This is a genomic window from uncultured Litoreibacter sp. (assembly GCF_947487515.1).
Classification (GTDB): Bacteria; Pseudomonadota; Alphaproteobacteria; order Rhodobacterales; family Rhodobacteraceae; genus Litoreibacter.
Map to the genome: position 1 here is coordinate 984,250 of NZ_CANKWO010000001.1, position 20,899 is coordinate 1,005,148.

Annotated in this window: 22 protein-coding genes; 9 read left to right on the forward strand and 13 right to left on the reverse strand. The window is 57.2% G+C overall.

Going from position 1 to position 20,899, the window contains the following annotated elements; all coding sequences use genetic code 11:
* Positions 1 to 17: 17 nt before the first annotated feature.
* The 9 genes from Q0746_RS04850 to coxB form a co-directional block, all read right to left on the reverse strand.
* On the reverse strand, positions 18 to 602 hold the full coding sequence (locus Q0746_RS04850; RefSeq protein ID WP_298257741.1) for a GNAT family protein: 585 nt from the start codon (positions 600 to 602) through the stop codon (positions 18 to 20).
* A complete protein-coding gene (locus Q0746_RS04855; RefSeq protein WP_298257743.1) occupies positions 602 to 1,861 on the reverse strand; it encodes a pitrilysin family protein in 1,260 nt (419 codons plus the stop codon). Before Q0746_RS04855 ends, Q0746_RS04850 begins: the two co-directional genes overlap by 1 nt.
* The gene (gene thrC / locus Q0746_RS04860) at positions 1,858 to 3,246 is read right to left on the reverse strand and encodes a threonine synthase (protein ID WP_298257745.1); all 1,389 of its coding nucleotides are present in this window, start codon (positions 3,244 to 3,246) and stop codon (positions 1,858 to 1,860) included. Before thrC ends, Q0746_RS04855 begins: the two co-directional genes overlap by 4 nt.
* Before the next feature lie 11 nt (positions 3,247 to 3,257).
* The gene (locus Q0746_RS04865; protein ID WP_298257747.1) at positions 3,258 to 3,932 is read right to left on the reverse strand and encodes an SURF1 family protein; all 675 of its coding nucleotides are present in this window, start codon (positions 3,930 to 3,932) and stop codon (positions 3,258 to 3,260) included.
* A 69-nt stretch (positions 3,933 to 4,001) separates the two neighbouring features.
* Positions 4,002 to 4,835, reverse strand: coding sequence for a cytochrome c oxidase subunit 3 (locus Q0746_RS04870; protein ID WP_298257749.1), 834 nt, complete (start codon positions 4,833 to 4,835; stop codon positions 4,002 to 4,004).
* Positions 4,836 to 4,859: 24 nt separating this feature from the next.
* Complete coding sequence (locus tag Q0746_RS04875) at positions 4,860 to 5,459, reverse strand: cytochrome c oxidase assembly protein (RefSeq protein WP_298257751.1); 600 nt, start codon at positions 5,457 to 5,459, stop codon at positions 4,860 to 4,862.
* Positions 5,459 to 5,650 carry a hypothetical protein gene (locus Q0746_RS04880; RefSeq protein WP_298257752.1) on the reverse strand — a complete coding sequence of 64 codons (192 nt, stop codon included), beginning with the start codon at positions 5,648 to 5,650 and terminating at the stop codon, positions 5,459 to 5,461. Before Q0746_RS04880 ends, Q0746_RS04875 begins: the two co-directional genes overlap by 1 nt.
* Positions 5,651 to 5,654: 4 nt before the next feature.
* Positions 5,655 to 6,593, reverse strand: coding sequence for a heme o synthase (gene cyoE, locus Q0746_RS04885; protein ID WP_298257754.1), 939 nt, complete (start codon positions 6,591 to 6,593; stop codon positions 5,655 to 5,657).
* A 64-nt stretch (positions 6,594 to 6,657) separates the two neighbouring features.
* The gene (coxB, locus tag Q0746_RS04890) at positions 6,658 to 7,542 is read right to left on the reverse strand and encodes a cytochrome c oxidase subunit II (protein WP_298257756.1); all 885 of its coding nucleotides are present in this window, start codon (positions 7,540 to 7,542) and stop codon (positions 6,658 to 6,660) included.
* Between the two features lie 171 nt (positions 7,543 to 7,713).
* Between coxB and tldD the strand changes: the two genes are divergently transcribed.
* Together tldD and dprA are read left to right on the forward strand one after the other, a co-directional pair.
* On the forward strand, positions 7,714 to 9,144 hold the full coding sequence (gene tldD / locus Q0746_RS04895) for a metalloprotease TldD (protein ID WP_298257758.1): 1,431 nt from the start codon (positions 7,714 to 7,716) through the stop codon (positions 9,142 to 9,144).
* Between the two features lie 184 nt (positions 9,145 to 9,328).
* The gene (dprA, locus tag Q0746_RS04900; protein WP_298257760.1) at positions 9,329 to 10,465 is read left to right on the forward strand and encodes a DNA-processing protein DprA; all 1,137 of its coding nucleotides are present in this window, start codon (positions 9,329 to 9,331) and stop codon (positions 10,463 to 10,465) included.
* On the opposite strand, the gene Q0746_RS04905 is transcribed toward dprA, so the two are convergent.
* The 4 genes from Q0746_RS04905 to Q0746_RS04920 form a co-directional block, all read right to left on the reverse strand.
* Positions 10,462 to 11,289 carry a DMT family transporter gene (locus Q0746_RS04905; RefSeq protein WP_298257762.1) on the reverse strand — a complete coding sequence of 276 codons (828 nt, stop codon included), beginning with the start codon at positions 11,287 to 11,289 and terminating at the stop codon, positions 10,462 to 10,464. The genes dprA and Q0746_RS04905 overlap by 4 nt on opposite strands.
* A gap of 141 nt (positions 11,290 to 11,430) precedes the next feature.
* Entirely contained in the window at positions 11,431 to 13,074 is a 1,644-nt protein-coding gene (gene groL / locus Q0746_RS04910; protein ID WP_298257764.1) for a chaperonin GroEL, read from the reverse strand.
* Between the two features lie 73 nt (positions 13,075 to 13,147).
* Complete coding sequence (locus tag Q0746_RS04915; RefSeq protein ID WP_298257766.1) at positions 13,148 to 13,435, reverse strand: co-chaperone GroES; 288 nt, start codon at positions 13,433 to 13,435, stop codon at positions 13,148 to 13,150.
* A 149-nt stretch (positions 13,436 to 13,584) separates the two neighbouring features.
* Positions 13,585 to 14,253: a DUF2161 family putative PD-(D/E)XK-type phosphodiesterase gene (locus Q0746_RS04920; RefSeq protein WP_298258067.1), complete on the reverse strand. Its 669-nt coding sequence runs from the start codon at positions 14,251 to 14,253 to the stop codon at positions 13,585 to 13,587.
* Positions 14,254 to 14,376: 123 nt separating this feature from the next.
* On the opposite strand from Q0746_RS04920, the gene Q0746_RS04925 reads away from it, so the two are divergent.
* The 7 genes from Q0746_RS04925 to Q0746_RS04955 all read left to right on the forward strand — a co-directional run bounded on the left by Q0746_RS04925 (position 14,377) and on the right by Q0746_RS04955 (position 20,868).
* Entirely contained in the window at positions 14,377 to 15,846 is a 1,470-nt protein-coding gene (locus Q0746_RS04925; RefSeq protein ID WP_298257768.1) for a hypothetical protein, read from the forward strand.
* Between the two features lie 87 nt (positions 15,847 to 15,933).
* The gene (locus tag Q0746_RS04930) at positions 15,934 to 16,851 is read left to right on the forward strand and encodes a manganese-dependent inorganic pyrophosphatase (RefSeq protein ID WP_298257770.1); all 918 of its coding nucleotides are present in this window, start codon (positions 15,934 to 15,936) and stop codon (positions 16,849 to 16,851) included.
* A 113-nt stretch (positions 16,852 to 16,964) separates the two neighbouring features.
* Positions 16,965 to 17,837, forward strand: a complete 873-nt coding sequence (locus Q0746_RS04935) for a TIGR01459 family HAD-type hydrolase (RefSeq protein WP_298257772.1) — start codon at positions 16,965 to 16,967, stop codon at positions 17,835 to 17,837.
* 83 nt (positions 17,838 to 17,920) lie between these two features.
* Positions 17,921 to 18,379, forward strand: a complete 459-nt coding sequence (locus Q0746_RS04940) for a MaoC family dehydratase (RefSeq protein WP_298257774.1) — start codon at positions 17,921 to 17,923, stop codon at positions 18,377 to 18,379.
* Positions 18,380 to 18,417: 38 nt separating this feature from the next.
* A complete protein-coding gene (locus tag Q0746_RS04945) occupies positions 18,418 to 19,350 on the forward strand; it encodes a bifunctional riboflavin kinase/FAD synthetase (protein ID WP_298257776.1) in 933 nt (310 codons plus the stop codon).
* A complete protein-coding gene (locus tag Q0746_RS04950) occupies positions 19,347 to 19,811 on the forward strand; it encodes a YcgN family cysteine cluster protein (protein WP_298257777.1) in 465 nt (154 codons plus the stop codon). Before Q0746_RS04945 ends, Q0746_RS04950 begins: the two co-directional genes overlap by 4 nt.
* 4 nt (positions 19,812 to 19,815) lie before the next feature.
* A complete protein-coding gene (locus Q0746_RS04955) occupies positions 19,816 to 20,868 on the forward strand; it encodes a beta-eliminating lyase-related protein (RefSeq protein ID WP_298257779.1) in 1,053 nt (350 codons plus the stop codon).
* The last annotated feature ends 31 nt before the right edge of the window (positions 20,869 to 20,899 follow it).

The window sequence follows — 20,899 nt, forward strand, 5'->3', positions numbered from 1 at the left end:
CGGCAGCTAAGCCACGCTTAGCCAACATCCGTTTTCCCGCGCCGATCACTGCGGAGGTTGGAGAACAACACATGGTTGCGCCAGCGCCCGTTGATTTGCAGATAACTTTGCGCAACACCTTCGTATTTGAAGCCGGATTTTTCCAACACCCCGCGCGAGGCCGCGTTTTCGGGAAGGCAGGCAGCCTCGATACGGCTGAGGTCCAGCGTGGTGAACGCAAAATGCACCATTCCCCAGATCGCCTCGCGCATATAGCCGTTGCGAGCGAACCGTTGCCCCATCCAATAGCCCAAAGTTCCCGACTGAGCGGGGCCACGCCGAATGTTGTCCAAGGTGATCGCCCCGATCAACGCCTTGTCCTCGCGCCGCTCCAAAAACACCGGAACCGCATTGCCGTTACTGACCGACCGCTGCGCCCAATACACCCGATTGGTGAAACTTTTACGTGTCAGATGGTCCGTCGCCCAAGCTGGCTCCCAAGGGGTCAGGAACTCCAATGACGTAGACCGTAAAGACGCCCATTCGCGGTAGTCCCCATGCCCCGGCAGACGCAGCGTCAGACGTTCCGTCTCGATACGGATCTTCCGCTTGCGGCCGAACATCAGGCCGCTAGCCTGCGCGACATATGCGCCAGATCATGCGCCTTTTCGACAGGTCCATAGAGCGCCATTGCCACCTGCGCACGCGCCAAGCTTTCGGCAAAGCTACGCACCTGCGCCACATCTACTTCGTCGATTTTTTCGATGGTTTCGGACAAAGGCGGAATCCGGCCCCAAATCCCGACGATGCGGGCCAGACGCTCTGCGCGCGACGACGGGCTTTCCAGCCCCATCAAGATGCCCGCCTTCATTTGCGTCCGCGCGCGTGTGACCTCTGCCTCGGACATATCATCGGCTGCGCGTTTCAGCTCATCCACCGTGATGTTGGCCAGATCAGCGATGTCATCGGCAGAGGTTCCCGCATAGACGGTCATCATGCCCGTATCGTTGTAGCTGCCGATAGAGCTGTAGATCGAATAGCAAAGCCCGCGTTTTTCACGCACTTCTTGGAAAAGCCGTGAGGACATTCCACCGCCAAATGCGGACGAGAAAACCTGCGCAGTGTAGAAATCATCTGCGCGGTAGCCCGGGGCCTCCAATGCAAAGGTAAAATGCGCCTGCTCCAAGGACTTGATTTCGCTGCGCTCGCCCGATGCAAATTTGGCGTTTTCTACCGGTTGAGACGTTCCTTTGGGCATGTCACCAAACATATCTTCTGCCATGCGCACGATGGCATCATGATCCACAGCCCCCGCCGCGGATAGGATCAGATTTTGTGGCCCGTAGTGTTCGCCTACAAATGCTGACAGATCAGCGCGAGAGAAGTTTTTCACCCGCTCGGAGGGCCCCAAGATTGTGCGCCCGATGGGTTGCCCCGGATAAGCGGCCTCTTGCAGCCAGTCGAAAATCACATCGTCTGGCGTATCCAGCGACATGCCGATCTCTTGCAAAATCACGCCGCGCTCCACCTCGATTTCGCGCGGATCAAACACCGGATGGCGCACAATGTCACCAATCACATCCATTGCCAGTGGCACATCGTCCTTCAGCACGCGGGCATAATAGGCCGTCACCTCGCGCGAGGTATAGGCGTTGATATAGCCGCCCACGTCTTCAATGGCCTCGGCGATTTGCAACGCACTACGCCGCTTTGTGCCCTTGAAAGCCATGTGCTCCAGAAAATGAGCGATGCCGTTTTGCTCTACCCGCTCGTGGCGGCCACCGGCATTGACCCAAATCCCCACGCTGGCGCTTTCCAGCCCCGGCATATGTTCTGTCACGACGCGAAATCCGTTGGACAGAGTGTGCAATTGTTGCGTCATGTGGCGATACGCTCGCGGATGATCGCTTTGATCGCGTCAATATCATTTGGCAATTCGGTCATGCGCTCGTCGCGCTCGAACAGATCCGACATGCGGTCCGGCAGCTCTGGGTGGTGGCCCGAGGCGGCCTTGACGGCAGCAGGGAATTTGGCCGGATGCGCTGTGGCCAGTGTGACCATTGGCGTGGTGCCTTGGTGGTCCATGGCGACTTTCACCCCCACGGCGGAATGCGGGCACAGCAATTCGCCCATTTCTGCATTGGCGCGTGTGATCATCGCGGAGGTTTCCTCCTCGCTGACGCGGCCGGATGCATATGTTTCCTTCAACGCCTCAAAGGCGCCTTGGCTTACCTTGAATTCACCAGATGCCTTCAGTGCGTCCATCTGATCCGACACAGCTGCGCCGTCTTGGCCGTAGGCGTAGAACAAGGCGCGCTCGAAGTTGGAAGACACTTGGATATCCATCGACGGGCTGATGGAAGGTTTCACGCCGTCCGTTGTATAGGCCCCAGTTTCCAACGTGCGGTGCAGGATGTCATTCTGGTTCGTGGCAATCACCAGCTCGCCAATGGGCAGGCCCATTTGCTTGGCAATATAGCCCGCGAAGATGTCCCCGAAGTTGCCGGTTGGCACGGTGAAGTTGATCTCGCGGTCTGGCGCTCCCAGCGACACGGCCGAGGTAAAGTAGTACACCACCTGCGCCAACACCCGCGCCCAGTTGATCGAGTTCACCCCCGCAAGGCGCACGCCATCACGGAAGTCGAAGTCGTTGAACATGTCTTTAACGGCGGCTTGGCAGGTGTCGAAATCGCCTTCAATCGCCAAAGCATGCACATTGTCCTCGGACGGGGTGGTCATCTGGCGGCGCTGCACGTCGGACACGCGCCCTTGCGGGAACAAGATGAACACATCCACCGCGTCCAATCCACGAAATGCCTCAATCGCGGCGGAGCCCGTATCACCGGAGGTGGCCCCCACAATAGTGACCCGCTCGCCAGAGCGTTTAAGGGCTGCTTGGAACAATTGGCCAATCAGCTGCATGGCGAAATCTTTGAACGCCAGCGTCGGGCCGTGGAACAGCTCCAGCAGGTAGTGGTTCGCCCCCAGTTGCACCAATGGTGCGCGCGCATCGTGACCAAAGCCGTCATAGGCCTTTGCGATGATCTCGCGGAATTCGGTATCCGTGAACGTGTCGCCGATGAAGGGCTTCATTACGGTAAACGCCACGTCCTCATACGACAGGCCGCGCATGGCGCGAATGGCGTCATGATCTAGCGTAGGAATGGTCTCGGGCAGATACAGGCCGCCGTCGCGGGCAAGACCGGTCAGCATAGCTTGCTCGAACGTCAGGACAGGGGCTTTGCCGCGGGTAGAGATGTAACGCATGGGGTGTTCCTTCAAACGGTCCGCTGCCTGATACGCCAAAGCAAAATGCCTGTCATCACAAACCATATCGTTGCGAGTGAAAACCACGTGATTGCGTAAGATAAGTGATCATTTGGTATGCCAAAACGGCTCACCGGCAGCGGTAAGATTTCTGGGGTCGCGGGGGTGGCACTGCGCAGGATCAGTAAAACAGGGTCGGTGCCGAGTTTCGCTGCCATCTGCTCCACATCACGGGCGAACCAAATATCGCGGTTGGTGTCAGGGTCTGGCGTGTAGCTATCGACCTCGTTGGGCCAATGCAGATTGCCGGTTACTTCCACCGAACCCGTGGGGGATGTGGGGAGTTCATCGGCGATGGGAATAACCCCGCGATCCACCATGATCGTGCGCCCATTTGTGGTGAACGGGCTAATGATCCGGTAACCAGCACCGACCTTCTTTTGGCTGACCAAAACGCGGATGCGGTCATCCCCGAAAGTGCCTTGCGCTTGAACCGGAAGATACACGTCCACGTCTGGGTCAATGCTTTCGGGTAAGGCCACAGCAGGAGCAGTGATACGCGCGTCGATCTCCGACAAGATCGCTTCTTTCCACGCAAGGCGCTTCACTTGCCACGTACCTAGGCTGACCAGAATGGCGCAACCAATCAGGCCGAACAGCAAAGGCAGGATCATTCGTTTCGTCATGTCACCTCAATGAAGAAGCGCGAGGGTTTCCCCCCGCGCCTATTAGTTTCTCAGATCGCCTCGAAGCGCTTAGCCGCCCCAGATGTAGACAGCTGCAAAGAGGAACAGCCAAACCACATCAACGAAGTGCCAGTACCAAGCCGCCGCCTCGAAACCGACGTGATGCGTTTTGGTGAAATGGCCTTTGTAAGTCCGGATCAAACACACCAGCAGGAAGATGGTCCCGACCAGAACGTGGAAGCCGTGGAAGCCCGTCGCCATGAAGAAGTTGGCGCCGTAAATGTTGCCCGAGAAGCCAAAGGCCGCATGGCTGTATTCATAGGCTTGGAACACGGTGAACACCGCCCCCAGCAGGATCGCGATGATCAGGCCGTTTTTCAGGTCTTTGCGGTTGTCTTCATGGGCCAGCGCGTGGTGCGCCCAAGTCGCCGCCGCACCGGAGCACAGCAGGATCAACGTGTTGATCAACGGCAGATGCCATGGGTCGAATGTCTCGATACCCGCGGGTGGCCACTGGCCGTCCACGGCAGGGCTAAGCGGGCCCATCGGGTACATAGCGTGCTTAAAGAACGACCAGAACCACGCCACGAAGAACATAACTTCGGACATGATAAAGAAGATGAAGCCGTAGCGAAGGCCGATTTGAACAACCGGTGTGTGGTCACCTTGCTCGCCTTCTTCGACCATCTCGGCCCACCAGCTGAACATCGTGTACAGCACCGCTGCAAAGCCAATCAGGAACATCCAAGGGCCGCTGATCTCAAAGCTACCGAAAAGGACCGGAATAGGATCAGACATCCAGGCAACAGCGCCGGTCAGCATGACAAAGGCCGACAAAGCACCGAGGAACGGATTAATGGACGGCGGCAGAATGTGGTAATCGTGGTTCTTGGCGTGGGCCATTGTGTCGGGCTCCCTCGTATCGGCTTAGTTGTATTCAGTTGCTTTTGCGGGCTGCTCGGGTGTCAGGGACGCTTGCGCGCCCCCGTCTTCCGGCAGGTCGATTTCGTAGAACGTGTAGCTGAGCGTGATTTCTTCGACGAATTTCCCGTCGGGGTCATCGATGATCTCAGGATCAACATAGAATGTCACTGGCATTTGGATACGCTCACCAGGTTGCAAAACCTGTTCTGTAAAACAAAAGCAGTCAATCTTGGCGAAGTATTCACCGGCTGTGAACGGAAACACATTGTAGCTGGCCTGGCCCGCAATTGGACGATCGGTCGGGTTATAGGCCTCGTAAAAAGCCAGTCCGGTTTCCCCCAAGCGTACAGTCATCTGGGTTTGAACGGGCTTAAATTCCCACGACATATTGGACGACAGCGACGCGTCAAAGCGGACGTTCATCGTGCGGTCCAGAATGGTTTCCGATCCAGCATCCGCCTGCTGAGTGGTCCCGCCATATCCGGTCACCCGGCAGAACAGGTCATACAGCGGCACAGAGGCAAACCCCAATGCGCCCATGGTCAAAACGACACTTGCCAACACCGCAACGGTGCGTTGCTTTGGGTTCAGCTTCCGCAACATTAGTTATCGGCTCCTTCGGGAATCAGAGCTGGCCGCGCCACATGGTCATAGCCCTCGACGAAGCCGGTGTTTTTCACCTTCACCACAGTCAATCCGAAGACGATTGCGACGAATCCGACAAGCAAAAACCCAACACCAATATTCCGTCCGAAGCGACGCTGGTGCATTTCATGTTCGACCTTCAAAGCCATACGACTACCAAGCCCCCATACCAGATTTCACCCAGACAGCCTGCAAAAGCAACGCGCAGAAACTGGCGAAGAGATAGACAAGTGAGAAGCGGAAATAGGCCCGCTCAGCCGCATATACATCGGCCTCGGCCGCGTCTTCTTGGCGCTGCCATAGCTTCCATGCGCCCCAAACGAATTTGGCGTTCAGAACAATGGCCGCAGTCAGGTAAATCCAACCGCCGATTGACGTGAAAGCAGCACCGATCGCCAGCGGGGCCAACAGGGCCGCGTAGATGAATATCTGTTTACGGGTCTCACGCTTGCCGTGGGTAACGGTCAACATCGGCACGCCCGCGTTGGTGTAGTCATTGTTCATAAACAATGCCAAAGCCCAGAAATGCGGAGGCGTCCACATAAACACGAGGCAAAACAACAAAACACTTTCGACCGACACGCCACCTGTCGCCACAGCCCAGCCAATCATCGGAGGGAAGGCCCCCGCCGCACCACCGATGACGATGTTTTGCGGCGTCCAACGCTTCAGCCACATGGTGTAGACCACGGCGTAGAAGAATATGGTGAAAGCCAAGATACCAGCGGCGACCCAATTGGAGGCCAGCCCCAGCATAGTGACGGAAATAAATGACAGCCAAAGCCCCAGGGTCAACGCCTCTCCGGGGGCGACGCGGCCCGCAGGGACAGGGCGATTGGCCGTGCGCTTCATAATGGTGTCGATGTCGTGGTCATACCACATGTTCAACGCGCCAGAGGCCCCGCCGCCCAATGCGATAAACAAGATAGACACCAATGCCACAAAAGGATGCACGCCAACCGGTGCCACAAACACCCCAACAGCGGCGGTGAACACCACCAACGACATCACGCGCGGCTTGAGCAACGCCCAATAGTCGCTGAACTGGCCTTCGCCAGAAGTGGTGTTGATGTTCTGTGTCGCATCGCTCATGTCGCGGAGCATCCTAAATGGCCGATGGGAATAGGGCGGAGTTTCCCCCGCCACACCCTAATTTTTAGTCTACAGAGGCAACCTGCACGGACAAAGGCGTCCCTGCATATTCCTCAATCGCGCCTTCCAACCAAGCGTCATAAACCTCTTGGCTCACGACTTTCACAGTGATTGGCATATAGGCGTGGGCTTGGCCGCATAGCTCGGAGCACTGACCAAAGTAGACGCCTTCTTTATCCGCCTTGAACCAAAGCGCTGCCAGACGGCCAGGAACGGCGTCCTGCTTCACGCCAAATGCCGGAATGGTCCAAGAGTGAATGACATCCGCGCCGGTGACCTGCATCACAATGGTTTTGCCAACCGGCACAACCACCGCGGTGTCAGTCGCTAGCAAAAACTCATCTTTGCTGTAGCCTGCTTCAACCAACTCGGCTTCAACATCAGGCGTCATCCGGTTTTCACCAGCGCCGATCATGATGCTGTCAAAGCCGAAGCCGTGGTCGACATATTCATAGCCCCAATACCACTGGTAGCCCGTCGCCTTGATCACAATGTCCCCTTGCGGGATGCGCTGCTGCTTGAACAACACAGGCACGGAGAACGCGCCGATTACCACCAAGATGATGACCGGGATCATAGTCCAAGCCACCTCGAGCAACGAGTGGTGCGTAAAGGTCGCCGCATTCGGGTTGCGTTTCGCGCTAAAGCGGTACGCACACCACAACAACAAGCCAGTCACAAAAATGGTAATCACGGTGATGATTACGAAAACAAATTGATCCAACCACTGTATGTCGCGCGCCAATTCGGTGACGGGGGGTTGAAAGCTCAAGGACGTCTCGGCGTTTGGTTTGCCGATAATTTCCAAATCATCAAGTGCGGCTTGAGCAAAAGCGCCTGAGGCGGCGAAAAGGCCCGCGAAGCCGGCAAAAAGTTTTGCAATTCTCATCTAGTATTCCCGTCGTTGTCAGGACCATGCACTTTTGGCACGGCTCCCCCGCTTGCGTCTGGACTGTGAGAAACCATATTACCATGCAAGGGGCAAGCGCAGACACGTTGAAAGCGCCACGATGCCGCACACAATTTTGCGTTAAATTGCGCATAATCAAGGGAATCACCAATGACTTCTGCTAACGCCACCCCATTTCGCCCGTTCGAGACCATGTTGGATCAAGATCGCGCCTTGGAGATTCTCTGCATGGCGACCGCTGGTGCCGACGATGGCGAGCTGTTTTTGGAGCGCAAACGCGGCGAAGTTTTCGCCTTTGATGACGGTCGCCTCAAAACTGCCAGCTACGACGCATCCGAGGGGTTTGGCCTTCGTGCTGTCCGCGGCGAGACCGCCGGCTATGCCCATGCCACCGAGATTTCCGAACAGGCCTTACTTCGCGCCTCCGAGACCGCACGGCTTGCCGTTGGGGCTGGTGGCGGCGTCTTGGCCGCAAGCCCCGCACGCACCAATCGCAGGCTCTATTCCGACATGGACCCGATGGAAGGCATCTCCTTTACAGCCAAGGTCGACACTTTGCGCGAAATCGACGCCTTCGCCCGATCATTGGACCCCCGCGTGGTGCAGGTCTCTGCCTCCTTGGCGGCGTCCCACCAAGAGGTCGCAATTTTACGCCCTGACGGCACATTGGTCACTGACGACCGCCCGATGACCCGCATCAATGTGTCAGTCATCGCCGAGAAAGACGGCCGTCGTGAAAGTGGTACCGCTGGGGGTGGTGGGCGCACCATGCTGGACGGGTTGTTGGAGCCCACACATTGGCAAGGTCTAATTCGGGAAGCCCTGCGCATCGCTTTGGTCAATCTCGACGCGACCCCTGCCCCTGCTGGCGTAATGGACGTTGTTCTTGGACCTGGTTGGCCAGGAATTTTGCTGCATGAAGCGATTGGGCATGGCTTGGAGGGGGATTTCAATCGCAAGAAGACTTCTGCCTTCGCCGGCCTCATGGGGCAGCAGATCGCGGCCAAAGGTGTAACCGTTCTGGATGATGGAACGATCCCTGACCGTCGCGGCTCCATCACTGTGGATGACGAGGGCACGCCCTCGGGCAAGAACACCCTCATCGAAGACGGCGTATTGGTCGGCTACATGCAAGACCGCCAGAATGCCCGCCTGATGGGCGTAGATGCCACCGGCAACGGGCGCCGAGAAAGCTACGCCCACGCACCGATGCCTCGTATGACCAATACCTATATGCTTGGTGGTGACGCAGAGCCGGAGGCCATCGTGCGGGACTTGAAGGACGGCATCTATGCCGTCGGGTTTGGCGGCGGTCAGGTGGACATCACCAATGGTAAATTTGTGTTCTCTTGCACTGAAGCCTATCGCGTGAAGAACGGGGTTGTCGGGGCGCCGGTGAATGGGGCCACCCTCATTGGCGACGGCGCCACCGCCCTAAAGCACATTCAGGCCATCGGGAATGATATGGCCCTTGACCCGGGAATGGGGAATTGCGGGAAGGCGGGGCAATGGGTTCCAGTGGGCGTCGGCCAGCCGACCTTGAAAATTGGTGGGCTGACGGTCGGCGGATCAGCCACTTAATCCCGTCCATTTGCTGCACCATCAGAATCATCCTCGCCGAAGCGCGGGTGATTCTCGGCGCATCTGCATTTTTGAAGCGATTAATTTCAACAACTTAGGCGAAACAGTTGATCAATTTGTTCACGTTCACCTTCCCTTAACCGCTCCGCGTCAAAGTGAGATCACTGATTAGACGGAGCGAAGAATGGCCAGCCACCTGCTGTCTACCCCACCCCCCCTCGCACCCCCAAGACTACAGGGCGATTGTGTCTCTTGGCTCCGTTTAATCAGGTCCTACCGCGTTGGTGTCAGCACTTTCTTCCGCCTTTTGGCAGAACATGGAACTGCCGATGCGGCATTGGACGCTCTTCCCCAAATCGCATCGGCTGCAGGCGTTGCCCGCTACACCCCTTGCACACGTGCCGCCGCCCAGCGAGAGCTGGAACTTGGTTATCAGCTGGGCGCGAAATTGCTGCTGCACGGAACGCCCGAGTACCCGCAAGCCTTGCTTGACTTGGAAGATGCCCCGCCGGTGCTCTGGGCTTTAGGGGATATCGCGCTGTCCAACCGCCCTTGCGTCGCCATGGTGGGCGCACGCAACGCCTCCTCATTGGGGACACGCATGGCGCATGGGCTGTCCAATGATCTGGGCAACGCGGGATTTGTCATTGCCTCCGGACTTGCCCGCGGCGTTGACACAGCCGCCCATCTTGCTGCTCTGCCCCATGGTACCATTGCTGTCGTGGCCGGTGGGCTGGATGTCGTTTACCCGCGCGAGAATGCTAAACTGCATGACGACATCGCCAAGCGGGGGCTGATCCTGTCTGAACGCCCCTTGGGATTGCAACCGCACGCCCGCGACTTCCCCCGCCGAAACCGGATCATTTCCGGCCTGTCGCAAGCCGTTGTCGTAGTCGAAGCTGCCGCAAAATCCGGAAGCCTAATCACGGCGCGCAATGCATTGGATCAAGGGCGCGACGTCTTGGCCGTCCCTGGGCACCCGCTGGATGCGCGCGCGGCGGGCTGCAATATGCTGATCCGCGATGGCGCTTCCCTCGTGCGCTCGGCGCAAGATGTGATGGCTGGAATAGGTCCTGCGCAACCACATGTAGACGCCCCCGCGACAGAACCCGCGCCAGTTCAGCCACCTCAGCCAGTTCATTCCCACGGCGCGGCTCATGCGCAAATCCTTGGGCTGTTAGGCCCCACGCCAGTGGCCGAAGATCAGGTAATGCGCGATCTGAAAATTGATGCGGGAACTCTGGCGCCGCATCTCACCGTGCTAGAGCTGGAAGGCAAAATCGAGCGCCAGCCGGGGGGATTGCTGACCCGCCTGATCTAGGCCTGTTTGCGCAAGGCAATCCCTACGCCGCCCAAGACCAAAAGCCCTGCGATGAAAAACTTCAGGCTGAGCGCCTCGCCCAAAAATACCATGCCCCCCGCCAAGGCGATAACTGGCACCGTCAATTGCACGGTCGCAGCGATAGTCGTCGGGAGTTGAGGCAACACACGGTACCAAAGAGCATAGCCCAACGCGGAAGACACCGCCCCTGAAGCAACCGCGGTGGCATATCCCAATGATGTCCCCATTGGCAGCCCGACCACCAATGCCACCGCGCCCATGAACATTGCAGCAAAGCGAAAGCTGCGTTCTGTGCGCAAAAGCGGGGATACTGCGCCGCGCCCGACAAAAGTGTACACCCCCCAGCCGACCCCCGCTGCCGCCATCAAGACGCCGCCCCACAGGTCAACTGTCACGCCATTGGAGGGCCAAAGAAGGACCACCAGCCCAGAAAACGCCACCCCGCAGCCGATGTATCTTAGGGTTGGGATTCGTTCGCCTGTGATGGCGGCAATAGCGAACATGGTGATTTGCACAACACCAAATAGAATAAGCGCGCCAACGCCGGTTTCTAGCGTCACATAGGCCAGCGAAAACCCCAGCATATAGACCAGCAAGGAAGCGGCCCCTACAAAACTGCCCGTTTCACGCGCCGCATTTTGTCGAAACCAGACGAGGATCAGCAACATGAGCGCGCCGCTCCAAAGCCGCAACATGGCAAATCCCAACGGCTCCATACCGCCCTGAGAAACCCCCAACTTGTTGAGGACAGAATTGGCTGCAAAGGCAACCATGGTAAGAGCCGTGAGAAGAAATAGACGCATTCCTTGGCCATAGAACCAATTGCCTTCGAAGAGAAACGAAAAACCACGGCTATCGGCGTAAGGCGTTCACAATGCAGTCAACGAAAAAGGGCCACCCCGAAGGATGGCCCCAAAAGTCAGCGTAATATGGCGTAAGCCCTATTACATCATGCCGCCCATGCCGCCCATGTCAGGCATGCCGCCACCAGCTGCGCCGCCGTCTTTGGATGGCTTGTCAGCAACCATTGCTTCGGTTGTGATCAGCAAAGCCGCAACAGATGCCGCGTCCTGCAGAGCAGTGCGTACAACTTTCGCAGGGTCGATCACGCCGAATTTGAACATGTCGCCATATTCTTCGGTTTGAGCGTTGAAGCCGAAAGTCACGTCACCGGACTCGCGGATTTTGCCAGCCACAACAGCACCGTCGACACCAGCGTTCTCAGCGATCTGACGCAGTGGCGCTTCGATGGCTTTACGCACGATCGAGATACCAACGTTTTGATCATTGTTCGCACCTTCCAGACCCTCAAGGGTCTTGGAGGCCTGAACCAGAGCAACACCACCACCAACAACGATACCTTCTTGAACAGCGGCACGTGTCGCGTTCAATGCATCGTCAACGCGGTCTTTGCGTTCTTTAACTTCAACTTCGGTCATGCCGCCAACGCGGATAACAGCAACACCGCCAGCCAATTTGGCAACGCGCTCTTGCAGCTTTTCACGATCGTAGTCGGAAGTTGTTTCTTCGATCTGCTGACGGATCTGGGACACGCGTGCCTCGATCTCAGCTTTCTCGCCTGCACCGTCAACGATTGTTGTTTCGTCTTTGGTGATTTGAACCTTCTTGGCTGTGCCCAGCATGTCGATGGTCACGGACTCAAGCTTCATGCCCAGATCTTCAGCAATCACTTGGCCACCAGTCAGGATCGCGATGTCTTGCAACATGGCTTTACGACGATCGCCGAAGCCAGGAGCTTTAACAGCAGCAATTTTCAGGCCGCCGCGCAGCTTGTTCACAACCAAAGTTGCAAGGGCTTCGCCCTCAACGTCTTCAGCGATGATCATCAGTGGTTTGCCGGACTGGATAACAGTTTCCAACAGTGGAACCATTGGCTGCAGGGAAGACAGCTTCTTCTCGTGCAACAGGATCAGGCAGTCTTCCAGCTCTGTTGTCATCTTGTCAGGGTTCGTGACGAAGTAAGGGGACAGGTAACCGCGGTCGAACTGCATGCCTTCAACAACATCGGTTTCTGTTTCCAGACCTTTGTTTTCTTCGACGGTGATAACACCCTCGTTGCCGACTTTCTGCATCGCGTCAGCAATTTGCTGGCCGATTTCAGCTTCGCCGTTTGCAGAGATTGTACCAACCTGCGCAACTTCGTCGCTGTCGTTGACCGGACGCGCCGCGCCGGAGATCTCAGCCACAACCTTAGCAGTCGCCATGTCGATGCCGCGCTTCAGGTCCATTGGGTTCATGCCAGCCGCAACCGACTTCAGGCCTTCGCGAACGATCGCTTGCGCCAGAACTGTTGCAGTTGTTGTGCCGTCGCCAGCTTCGTCATTGGTACGGGAAGCAACTTCCTTAACCATTTGCGCGCCCATGTTCTCGAACTTGTCTTCCAGTTCGATTTCTTTGGCCACGGATACACCATCTTTGGTGATGCGCGGTGCGCCGAAGGATTTGTCCAGTACCACGTTACGGCCTTTAGGACCGAGGGTAACTTTTACAGCGTCAGCCAGAATGTTGACGCCGTTCAGCATCTTGTTCCGGGCTTCTGTGCCGAAATTTACGTCTTTAGCAGCCATTTTCATGTGCTCCTTTGAAATTCATAAGTCTTGCGAAGTGTTCGTGAGATGGGGTCGCCCCCGACATTTCCACTTAGGAAATGATGCCCAGAACGTCGCTTTCTTTCATCATCAACAGCTCTTTGCCGTCAACGGTGACTTCTGTGCCGGACCATTTGCCGAACAGGATTTTGTCACCCTCTTTAACAGCCATCGGGATCAATTCGCCCGAGTCTTTGCGCGCGCCTTCGCCTACAGCAACAACCATGCCTTCAGCTGGTTTTTCTTTTGCGCTCTCAGGGATGATCAAACCACCTGCGGTTTTTTCGTCGCCTTCAACACGTTCTACAAGAACGCGGTCGTGAAGCGGTTTCAATGCCATCGTTTGGTGCTCCTTAGCTCCAATGTTACTCCCATGGCTTCGGGGTTTCCGAAGCCGTTAGCACTCACCCAATGCGAGTGCCAACGACGGATAGCTAAGGAGCGCGGAGAGATGAGTCAACCACAACGCATAAGAAAATTCGGAGCCTATCAGACGGCCACATCCCCATAGTCGTTCAGACCTTTGTGGCCTTGGGCGGAAAGCTCATAAACCCCCTTCGACACCTTGTCGAACCAGCCGTAATGATTGTCGCGCATGAGGCGCGTTGCCGTCGGCACCTCTGCCCATTCGGCCACCTTTGCGCCCTTGGACGCACCATGCACCGCCAAGAACCGCGCACATCGGATTGCGTCTTGCCGGTAGGCTGTGATCAACCCGTGTCGGGTGGCCCCCCCGTCGTTTGGGTCTCCTACCCTGCGGGCGAATTCCTTCAACAACCGCCCTTTGCGCTTTTTCGACTTTCGCGGGGCATAGGGCACTGGGTCGGCGTGCACCTCGACCAATTTATCAGACAGGCGCACGGTCAAAAGCCCAAGCCCCAGACGTTTGCACAGCACGGTGTTTTCCTTCAGGGCCTTTTGGAACGGCTTACCCGTTTTACGCGGCACAGCTATATAGACGTCATCTGCCATTCCCAACCGCGCGACCCCTTGATGAAACAAGCTCAAGGAAAAGGCGGTTTTCAGCTCAACGATCACCGGATCATCGCCCTTTCGCAGGCCCACCACGTCGCACGCGCCAATTTCGCCCTTCACCTCATACCCCTGCCCTTCGAGGAAGGATTTCACGGGGCCGTATAGCTCTGTCTCTTTGGTCATATCGTGCAGGCTATACGCAGGCGCGCCGCGTGCAACAAGGTTTTGCCAAGCCCGCCCACCATAGTGTATCATCCCCGCAAACCAGAGCAGTCAAACCAGAGCCCCAACAAGGAGCCACCGAAAATGCTATCCGCCCCCCTTGCAGCCCATATGGCGTGTGACGAGGCCAAACTGGATTTCGCCCGCGTCTTTCGGGGCCAATTCACCCTCAGCCAATCGCCAGAGCTAACCATCGACGGCTTCCGCGTGACCGAATTGGGACAGGGCTGGCGGCTGCATCACTGCCGGACACTCCCCGTGGCCAGCTTGCGCAGTGAAACAGATGACTTTGCAGGGCTGCTTTTGGGAATTGCGGTGGATGCAGATGGGTCTTTGGTTAACGATGGCTACAAACTTTCCACATCTTTCGAGGCCTTCGTCACTGGGGCCGCTGGCCGCTATGTGGCTCTGGATGCCACCGGTGCTGCCTATGCGGATCCCACCGGCTCTATGGGGCTGGTCTATGACCGGAACACCAGAACCGTGGCCTCTACTCCGCTTATGTGTCTCAACCGGCCACTCATCGAGAACCCCCGTTTCGACGGGGTCGCCATTCAAAAGGGCCGCGGAAGCTACGCCCTTGGGCATACATGCGACGCCTATCTTCACGGGGTAATGCCGAACCACAGGCTGGATCTTGACAGCTTTTCCCTTGTGCGGTTTTGGCCCCAAGCCAATGCCAGCTACCCGACGGATGCCCCCGAAAAGACCATCGCACACATGGGGCAACGACTAAGCGACATCATCGGGGCCATTGCGCGGGGTCATACAACCCTGTTGCCCCTGTCCGGAGGGCGCGACAGCCGCAATTTGGCAGCTGCGGCCAAACCGCATCAGGCACATATCGAACAAAGCTATACTTTTGTCTCCAACTGGCAGGGTCAGATCGATGCCGAAGTGGCCGAGCAACTGGCCTCCACACTTGGGCTTTCTCACCAGACCTATGCGTCCTTCGTTGACACCCCGCAAAACCGGATCACCCTCAGCCGCCCTGCGCGCCGCCGTCAAAAAGCGGCCTTTCGGTTGGCAGGAGGATATGTCGGCGACGCCAACAACGACGTTCTGGACGGCTTGGTACGCAAATTGCCAAAGGGGGTTGTTTTGCGCGGGAACGTGATGGAAATCCTCAAAGCCAACCATTGGAAACGCGGGTTGACCCAAGACGCCGCGCATCCTGACGGACATGATGCCGACTATGCGACCGAGCGGCTGGCGATCCTCCCCGCTGGCGGCGCCGCCACAGTGGCGGCCTTTAAGCCGGACTACCTTAAGTGGAAATCCTCATTGCCCAATGGCGCGCAGCATTTGGCCTATGATTTCGCCTTCATTGAAAGCATCCTACCCGGCTGGCAGCCCAAGTTTTACGGGTACACCCGCAACTTCCTCGTGAACCCGTTCAGTGACCGCGCCCTCATTGAAGGATGCCTGCGCTTGCCCGTCTCCGAGCGTCGCGCCAATGTCTACAACGAGGCACTCCTGTCGCATCTGGCCCCCGAGCTGGTGAGCATTCCATTCACTCCGGACATTAAACTGGCACGGACCGCCGCGGCCTAATTCGCCGCATCAAAGCTGGCGTGACAAGCCTCGCGGCGGCTTCTATAAGGCCCCAAAGACCAGACATTTACCGAGGACGCCTTCCACATGACCACATTCGTATTTGGCCACAAATCCCCTGACACAGACAGCACCGGATCCCCCTTGATCTGGGAATGGTTCATCAACCACACCGGTGGCTCCGCCGCTGCGAAGCTGCTGGGAGAGCCAAACACAGAGGCCGCCTTCATGCTGGAGCGCTGGAACCTGACCAAGCCCGAAATCATCGATAACGTGGCCGACGGCCAGCCTTGCATCATCGTCGACACCAACAACCCAGCCGAGCTGCCCGACAACATCAACGGCGCAGATGTGCAAGCCATCATCGACCACCACAAACTGGTTGGCGGCTTGGAAACAGCTGGCCCGATCGACATCACCATCCGCCCGCTGGCCTGCACCGCCACGATCATGCACGATCTGATGGGCGATCACGCAGACCACATGCCCGACAACATCAAAGGTGCGATGCTGTCGTGCATCCTGTCGGACACGCTGGAGTTCCGCTCCCCGACCACAACAGACACAGACCGCGACTTGGCGACCAAGCTGGCGGCGGATCTGGGCATCGACATGGCGGCCTATGCGGCTGACATGTTCGCTGCAAAATCTGACGTATCTGCGTTCTCGGCGGCTGAGTTGTTGCGCATGGACAGCAAGGAATACGAAGTCGACGGCGTAAAATTCCGCGTCTCGGTTCTGGAAACGACCAGTCCCAAAATGGTCCTCGACCGCACAGCCGAAATCATGGAAGCCATGCCGGCAGTGGCGGGCGAGGACAAGGTCAACGAGGTTCTGCTGTTCGTTGTCGACATCCTCAACGAAGAGGCCACAATGTTGATTCCGAACGACCTTTCCAAACGGGTTGCCGAAAAATCCTTTGGCGCGACTGTTACCGGAAACACCGTAGTGCTGCCGGGCGTGATGAGCCGCAAAAAGCAAATCATCCCAAGCCTTAAGGTCTAAACCCAGACCCCATCAAACGCCAACATCGGGCACCGCGATCTCTATTTGACGGTGCCCGACGATTGAAGACGGAACACCGATGGTGATCCGACATCCATTTCGAGGTCCCGATAATGTCCCAGATCGTTACTCACCTGTCCGAAATATCCGACCGCTATGACGCGCTTTTTGTTGACCTATGGGGGTGCATCCACAACGGGCTGACGCCATTTTCGGATGCCGTGGCGGCAATGCAAGCATATCGCGCAAAGGGCGGCAAAGTGATCTTCGTGACCAACGCCCCCCGCCACCGTGGATCTGTTACAGCGCAACTGGATAAAATCGGCGTGGCCGAAGACAGCTGGGACGCGATTGCCACCTCCGGCGACAGCGCCAGATTTGCGATGTTCAACGGTGCCGTCGGCTCAAAAATCTACTTCATCGGGCAACCGCACGACCAAACATTCTTCGACCCTTTGGATATTGTGGAGAACCCAGTCACCATAGAAAAGGTCGCCTTGGAAGACGCGGAAGGCATCGTATGTTGCGGCCCTGTTGACCCGATGGCGGACCCCGAAGTCATGCGCCCCGAGTTCCTATATGCCAAGCAAAAGGGGCTGAAGCTGCTCTGTGCGAACCCTGATATCGTAGTCGATCGTGGCGAGACGCGCGAATGGTGTGCCGGTGCCTTGGCCAAGCTCTACACTGAAATGGGCGGCGACAGCCGGTATTTCGGCAAGCCGCATCCACCGATCTATGATCTTGCACGTCGCAGGTTGGCGGCTTTGGGGGAAACCATCCCCGACGACCGGATTTTGTGCATTGGTGACGGGGTACTGACGGACGTTCGCGGGGCTATGGGGGAGGATCTTGATTCTCTTTTCATCTCTGGCGGCCTAGCAGCGGCAGAAACCAAAACGACCCATCAACCTGACCCTGATCTGCTAAGTGGCTATTTAGAAAAGGAAATGGTGTCCCCGACCTATACGATTGGCTTCCTGCGCTAAGGTAGAAAAGACTGGACTTTGCTGCAAGTGCGAAGTAATTATCTTTCAAACACGCATTCATCCTTGTTTGAAAGTTACGCATCATGCTCGACGTTCATCGCACTGACAATCTTCCTCGCGGCACCATCTGTATCGAAGATATTGAAATCGGAATGAAGCGGCATCTGCGCAAGCAGGTGACCGACAAAGACATCGAGATGTTTGCCGAAATTTCAACCGATCACAATCCGGTTCACCTAGATGATGAGTATGCCCAAGATACCATCTTTGAAGGCCGTATTGCCCATGGGATGCTCACAGCGGGTCTGATTTCAGCGGTAATTGGTGAACAGCTGCCTGGCCACGGCACTGTCTATCTGGGGCAAACCATGAAATTCCTCGCCCCTGTGCGCCCAGGCGACATGGTTCTGGCAGAGGTTGAGGTGACCGATATCGACCATTCCAAACGCCGCGTCACCATGCATACCCGCTGTGAAGTGGATGGCAAAAACGTCCTCAAAGGGGAAGCAACCGTTTTGGCTCCGTCCCGCAAGTTCGACTAAGGCTTGCACCCCTGCCGCACGGCGTTTACCCAATCGCCATGAGGATCATCCGAGACTACCAATTTGTACGACCTGAGGACCGTGGCGCCACTGCCGCCATCGGCAACTTTGATGGCGTCCATCTGGGCCACCAAGCGGTGATCGAGATCGCGCAAAAGGCCGCACCAGAGGCGCCCCTAGGCATTGTCACCTTTGAGCCGCATCCGCGCGAGTTCTTCGCAAAAGACGCCCCGCCTTTCCGGCTGATGAACGCAGAAGCGAAGGCCAACCGTCTGGAAAAACTGGGCGTGGAGCGCTTGTATCAGTTAAATTTCAACCCCAGCCTGTCAGGACTGACCGCCGAGGAGTTCGCCCGCGACGTCATCGCGGCGGGCCTTGGGTTGACCCATGTCGTCGTGGGCGCAGACTTCTGCTTTGGGAAAGGCCGTGCTGGCAACGTGGAGATGCTGAAATCCTTCGGCGAGACTTATGGCTTTGGAGTGACCGTAGCGGAGCTCGTGACGCACGACATGGGGCTCGTTTCCTCCACCAACATCCGTGCAGCCCTGACCGAAGGCCGCCCTCGCGACGCCGCTCAGATGCTCAGCCATTGGCACCGCATCGAAGGAGAGGTCATTCAAGGCGATCAGCGGGGCCGCGAATTGGGCTTCCCCACCGCCAATATGTCTATCGACGGGCTGCATCCGCCAAAATTCGGTGTTTATGCCATTCTGGTCGATGTGCTCACCGGTCCGCATCAAGGCAGCTACCACGGAGCCGCATCAATCGGAGTGCGGCCGATGTTTGGCGTGAACACCCCAAACTGCGAAAGCTTCCTCTTTGATTTCAAAGGCGATCTTTACGGCGAAACACTGTCTGTCGCCTTAGTCGATTATCTGCGCGGCGAGGAAAAATTCGACAGCCTTGATGCGTTGATCACCCAGATGGACGCCGATTGCGATCGCGCCCGCAACATTTTAGCCGCCCTATGAGCGATCCTATCCAGCGTGACGGTTTGCGCCACAAGTTTTGGGAAAAAGTCCCATTGAAAAACATGGCCGCCAAAGAATGGGAGGCCTTATGCGACGGCTGTGGGCGCTGTTGCCTCAACAAGCTTGAGGATGAAGACACCTTCGAGATTGCCTTTACCCGTGTTGCCTGCCGCCTGCTGGACGGCGACACCTGCCGCTGCGCGCAATACGACATTCGCAAGCAATTCGTCCCAGACTGCGTGCAACTTACCCCAAAGAACATCGACGAAATCGGCTACTGGATGCCGTCCACCTGCGCCTATCGCCTGCTAAACGAGGGCAAGGCGCTATATGACTGGCACCCTCTGATTTCCGGAACGGCGCAAACGGTCCATGACGCTGGCATCTCGGTTCAGGGCTGGACCGTCCCTGAATTCGAAGTGCCTGAAGACGAATGGGAAAACTACATAATCGAGGACTGAAGCCATGAATTTTGCCTCCGACAATGCCGGCCCAATGCACCCAAGCGTGTTGCAAGCAATTGTAGACGCCAACACGGGCTACGAGATGCCCTATGGCAACGACACCGTAATGCCCCGCGTGCGCGACATGATTCGCACCACATTCGAGGCCCCCGAGGCCGCAGTCTATCTGGTGGCCACTGGCACGGCTGCCAACGCATTGGCGCTCTCAACCTATACCAACAGCTGGGACACTATCTATGCCCACAGCGTTTCGCATGTGGAGGAAGACGAATGCGGCGCGCCCAACTTCTACTCGAATGGGGCCAAGCTGACTTTGGTCGAGGGCGACGGCGCCAAAATGACCCCCGAAAATTTGCGCCGCGCCATAACCAAAACCGGCGCAACAGATGTCCATGCCGCCCAACGCGGGCCGGTCACCCTTACTCAGGCCACAGAAGTTGGCACGCTTTATAGCGTGGAAGAGATCGCACAGATCACAAACGTCGCCAAAGACTACGGCCTAAAGACCCATCTCGACGGCGCGCGGTTTGCCAATGCCTGCGCAGCCCTTGGATGCACCGCCGCAGAGATGACATGGAAAGCCGGCATCGACATGCTGTCATTTGGTGGGACCAAAAATGGCTGCGCGGGCGTCGAGGCGGTGATCTTCTTTGACCCCGAAAAGGCGTGGGAGTTCGAGTTGCGGCGCAAGCGTGGCGCCCATCTTTTCTCCAAGCACCGCTTTCTTGCAGCTCAAATGGAGGCCTATCTGCGCGACAACCTGTGGCTGGAGCTTGGGGCGAAAGCAAATGCCAATTGCGCCCGTTTAGTCAAAGGCTTGCAAGATATTGAAGGGGCAGAAATCCCCGACACTCCGCAAGCCAATATGGTCTTTGCCCATCTGCCCCGAGCAGCCCACCGCCGCGCCAAGGAGGCAGGGGCGCAATATTACCTGTTCCCCTTGGATGTATCCCTTAACGGCCCAGATGACGAATTGATCCGTTGCCGGATGGTCTGCGATTGGAACAAAACAAACGCGGAGATCGACCAACTGGTCAATTTGCTCTGCGGGTAGACAGCCGGCCCCTCCAACGCGGCGGGGCCGA

Coding starts and splice junctions, on each gene's coding strand:
- Q0746_RS04850 (WP_298257741.1), bottom strand. CDS start 602: ATGTTCGGCCGCAAGCGGAAGATCCGTATCGAGACGGAACGTCTGACG.
- Q0746_RS04855 (WP_298257743.1), bottom strand. CDS start 1,861: ATGACGCAACAATTGCACACTCTGTCCAACGGATTTCGCGTCGTGACA.
- thrC (WP_298257745.1), bottom strand. CDS start 3,246: ATGCGTTACATCTCTACCCGCGGCAAAGCCCCTGTCCTGACGTTCGAG.
- Q0746_RS04865 (WP_298257747.1), bottom strand. CDS start 3,932: ATGACGAAACGAATGATCCTGCCTTTGCTGTTCGGCCTGATTGGTTGC.
- Q0746_RS04870 (WP_298257749.1), bottom strand. CDS start 4,835: ATGGCCCACGCCAAGAACCACGATTACCACATTCTGCCGCCGTCCATT.
- Q0746_RS04875 (WP_298257751.1), bottom strand. CDS start 5,459: ATGTTGCGGAAGCTGAACCCAAAGCAACGCACCGTTGCGGTGTTGGCA.
- Q0746_RS04880 (WP_298257752.1), bottom strand. CDS start 5,650: ATGGCTTTGAAGGTCGAACATGAAATGCACCAGCGTCGCTTCGGACGG.
- cyoE (WP_298257754.1), bottom strand. CDS start 6,593: ATGAGCGATGCGACACAGAACATCAACACCACTTCTGGCGAAGGCCAG.
- coxB (WP_298257756.1), bottom strand. CDS start 7,542: ATGAGAATTGCAAAACTTTTTGCCGGCTTCGCGGGCCTTTTCGCCGCC.
- tldD (WP_298257758.1), top strand. CDS start 7,714: ATGACTTCTGCTAACGCCACCCCATTTCGCCCGTTCGAGACCATGTTG.
- dprA (WP_298257760.1), top strand. CDS start 9,329: ATGGCCAGCCACCTGCTGTCTACCCCACCCCCCCTCGCACCCCCAAGA.
- Q0746_RS04905 (WP_298257762.1), bottom strand. CDS start 11,289: ATGCGTCTATTTCTTCTCACGGCTCTTACCATGGTTGCCTTTGCAGCC.
- groL (WP_298257764.1), bottom strand. CDS start 13,074: ATGGCTGCTAAAGACGTAAATTTCGGCACAGAAGCCCGGAACAAGATG.
- Q0746_RS04915 (WP_298257766.1), bottom strand. CDS start 13,435: ATGGCATTGAAACCGCTTCACGACCGCGTTCTTGTAGAACGTGTTGAA.
- Q0746_RS04920 (WP_298258067.1), bottom strand. CDS start 14,253: ATGACCAAAGAGACAGAGCTATACGGCCCCGTGAAATCCTTCCTCGAA.
- Q0746_RS04925 (WP_298257768.1), top strand. CDS start 14,377: ATGCTATCCGCCCCCCTTGCAGCCCATATGGCGTGTGACGAGGCCAAA.
- Q0746_RS04930 (WP_298257770.1), top strand. CDS start 15,934: ATGACCACATTCGTATTTGGCCACAAATCCCCTGACACAGACAGCACC.
- Q0746_RS04935 (WP_298257772.1), top strand. CDS start 16,965: ATGTCCCAGATCGTTACTCACCTGTCCGAAATATCCGACCGCTATGAC.
- Q0746_RS04940 (WP_298257774.1), top strand. CDS start 17,921: ATGCTCGACGTTCATCGCACTGACAATCTTCCTCGCGGCACCATCTGT.
- Q0746_RS04945 (WP_298257776.1), top strand. CDS start 18,418: ATGAGGATCATCCGAGACTACCAATTTGTACGACCTGAGGACCGTGGC.
- Q0746_RS04950 (WP_298257777.1), top strand. CDS start 19,347: ATGAGCGATCCTATCCAGCGTGACGGTTTGCGCCACAAGTTTTGGGAA.
- Q0746_RS04955 (WP_298257779.1), top strand. CDS start 19,816: ATGAATTTTGCCTCCGACAATGCCGGCCCAATGCACCCAAGCGTGTTG.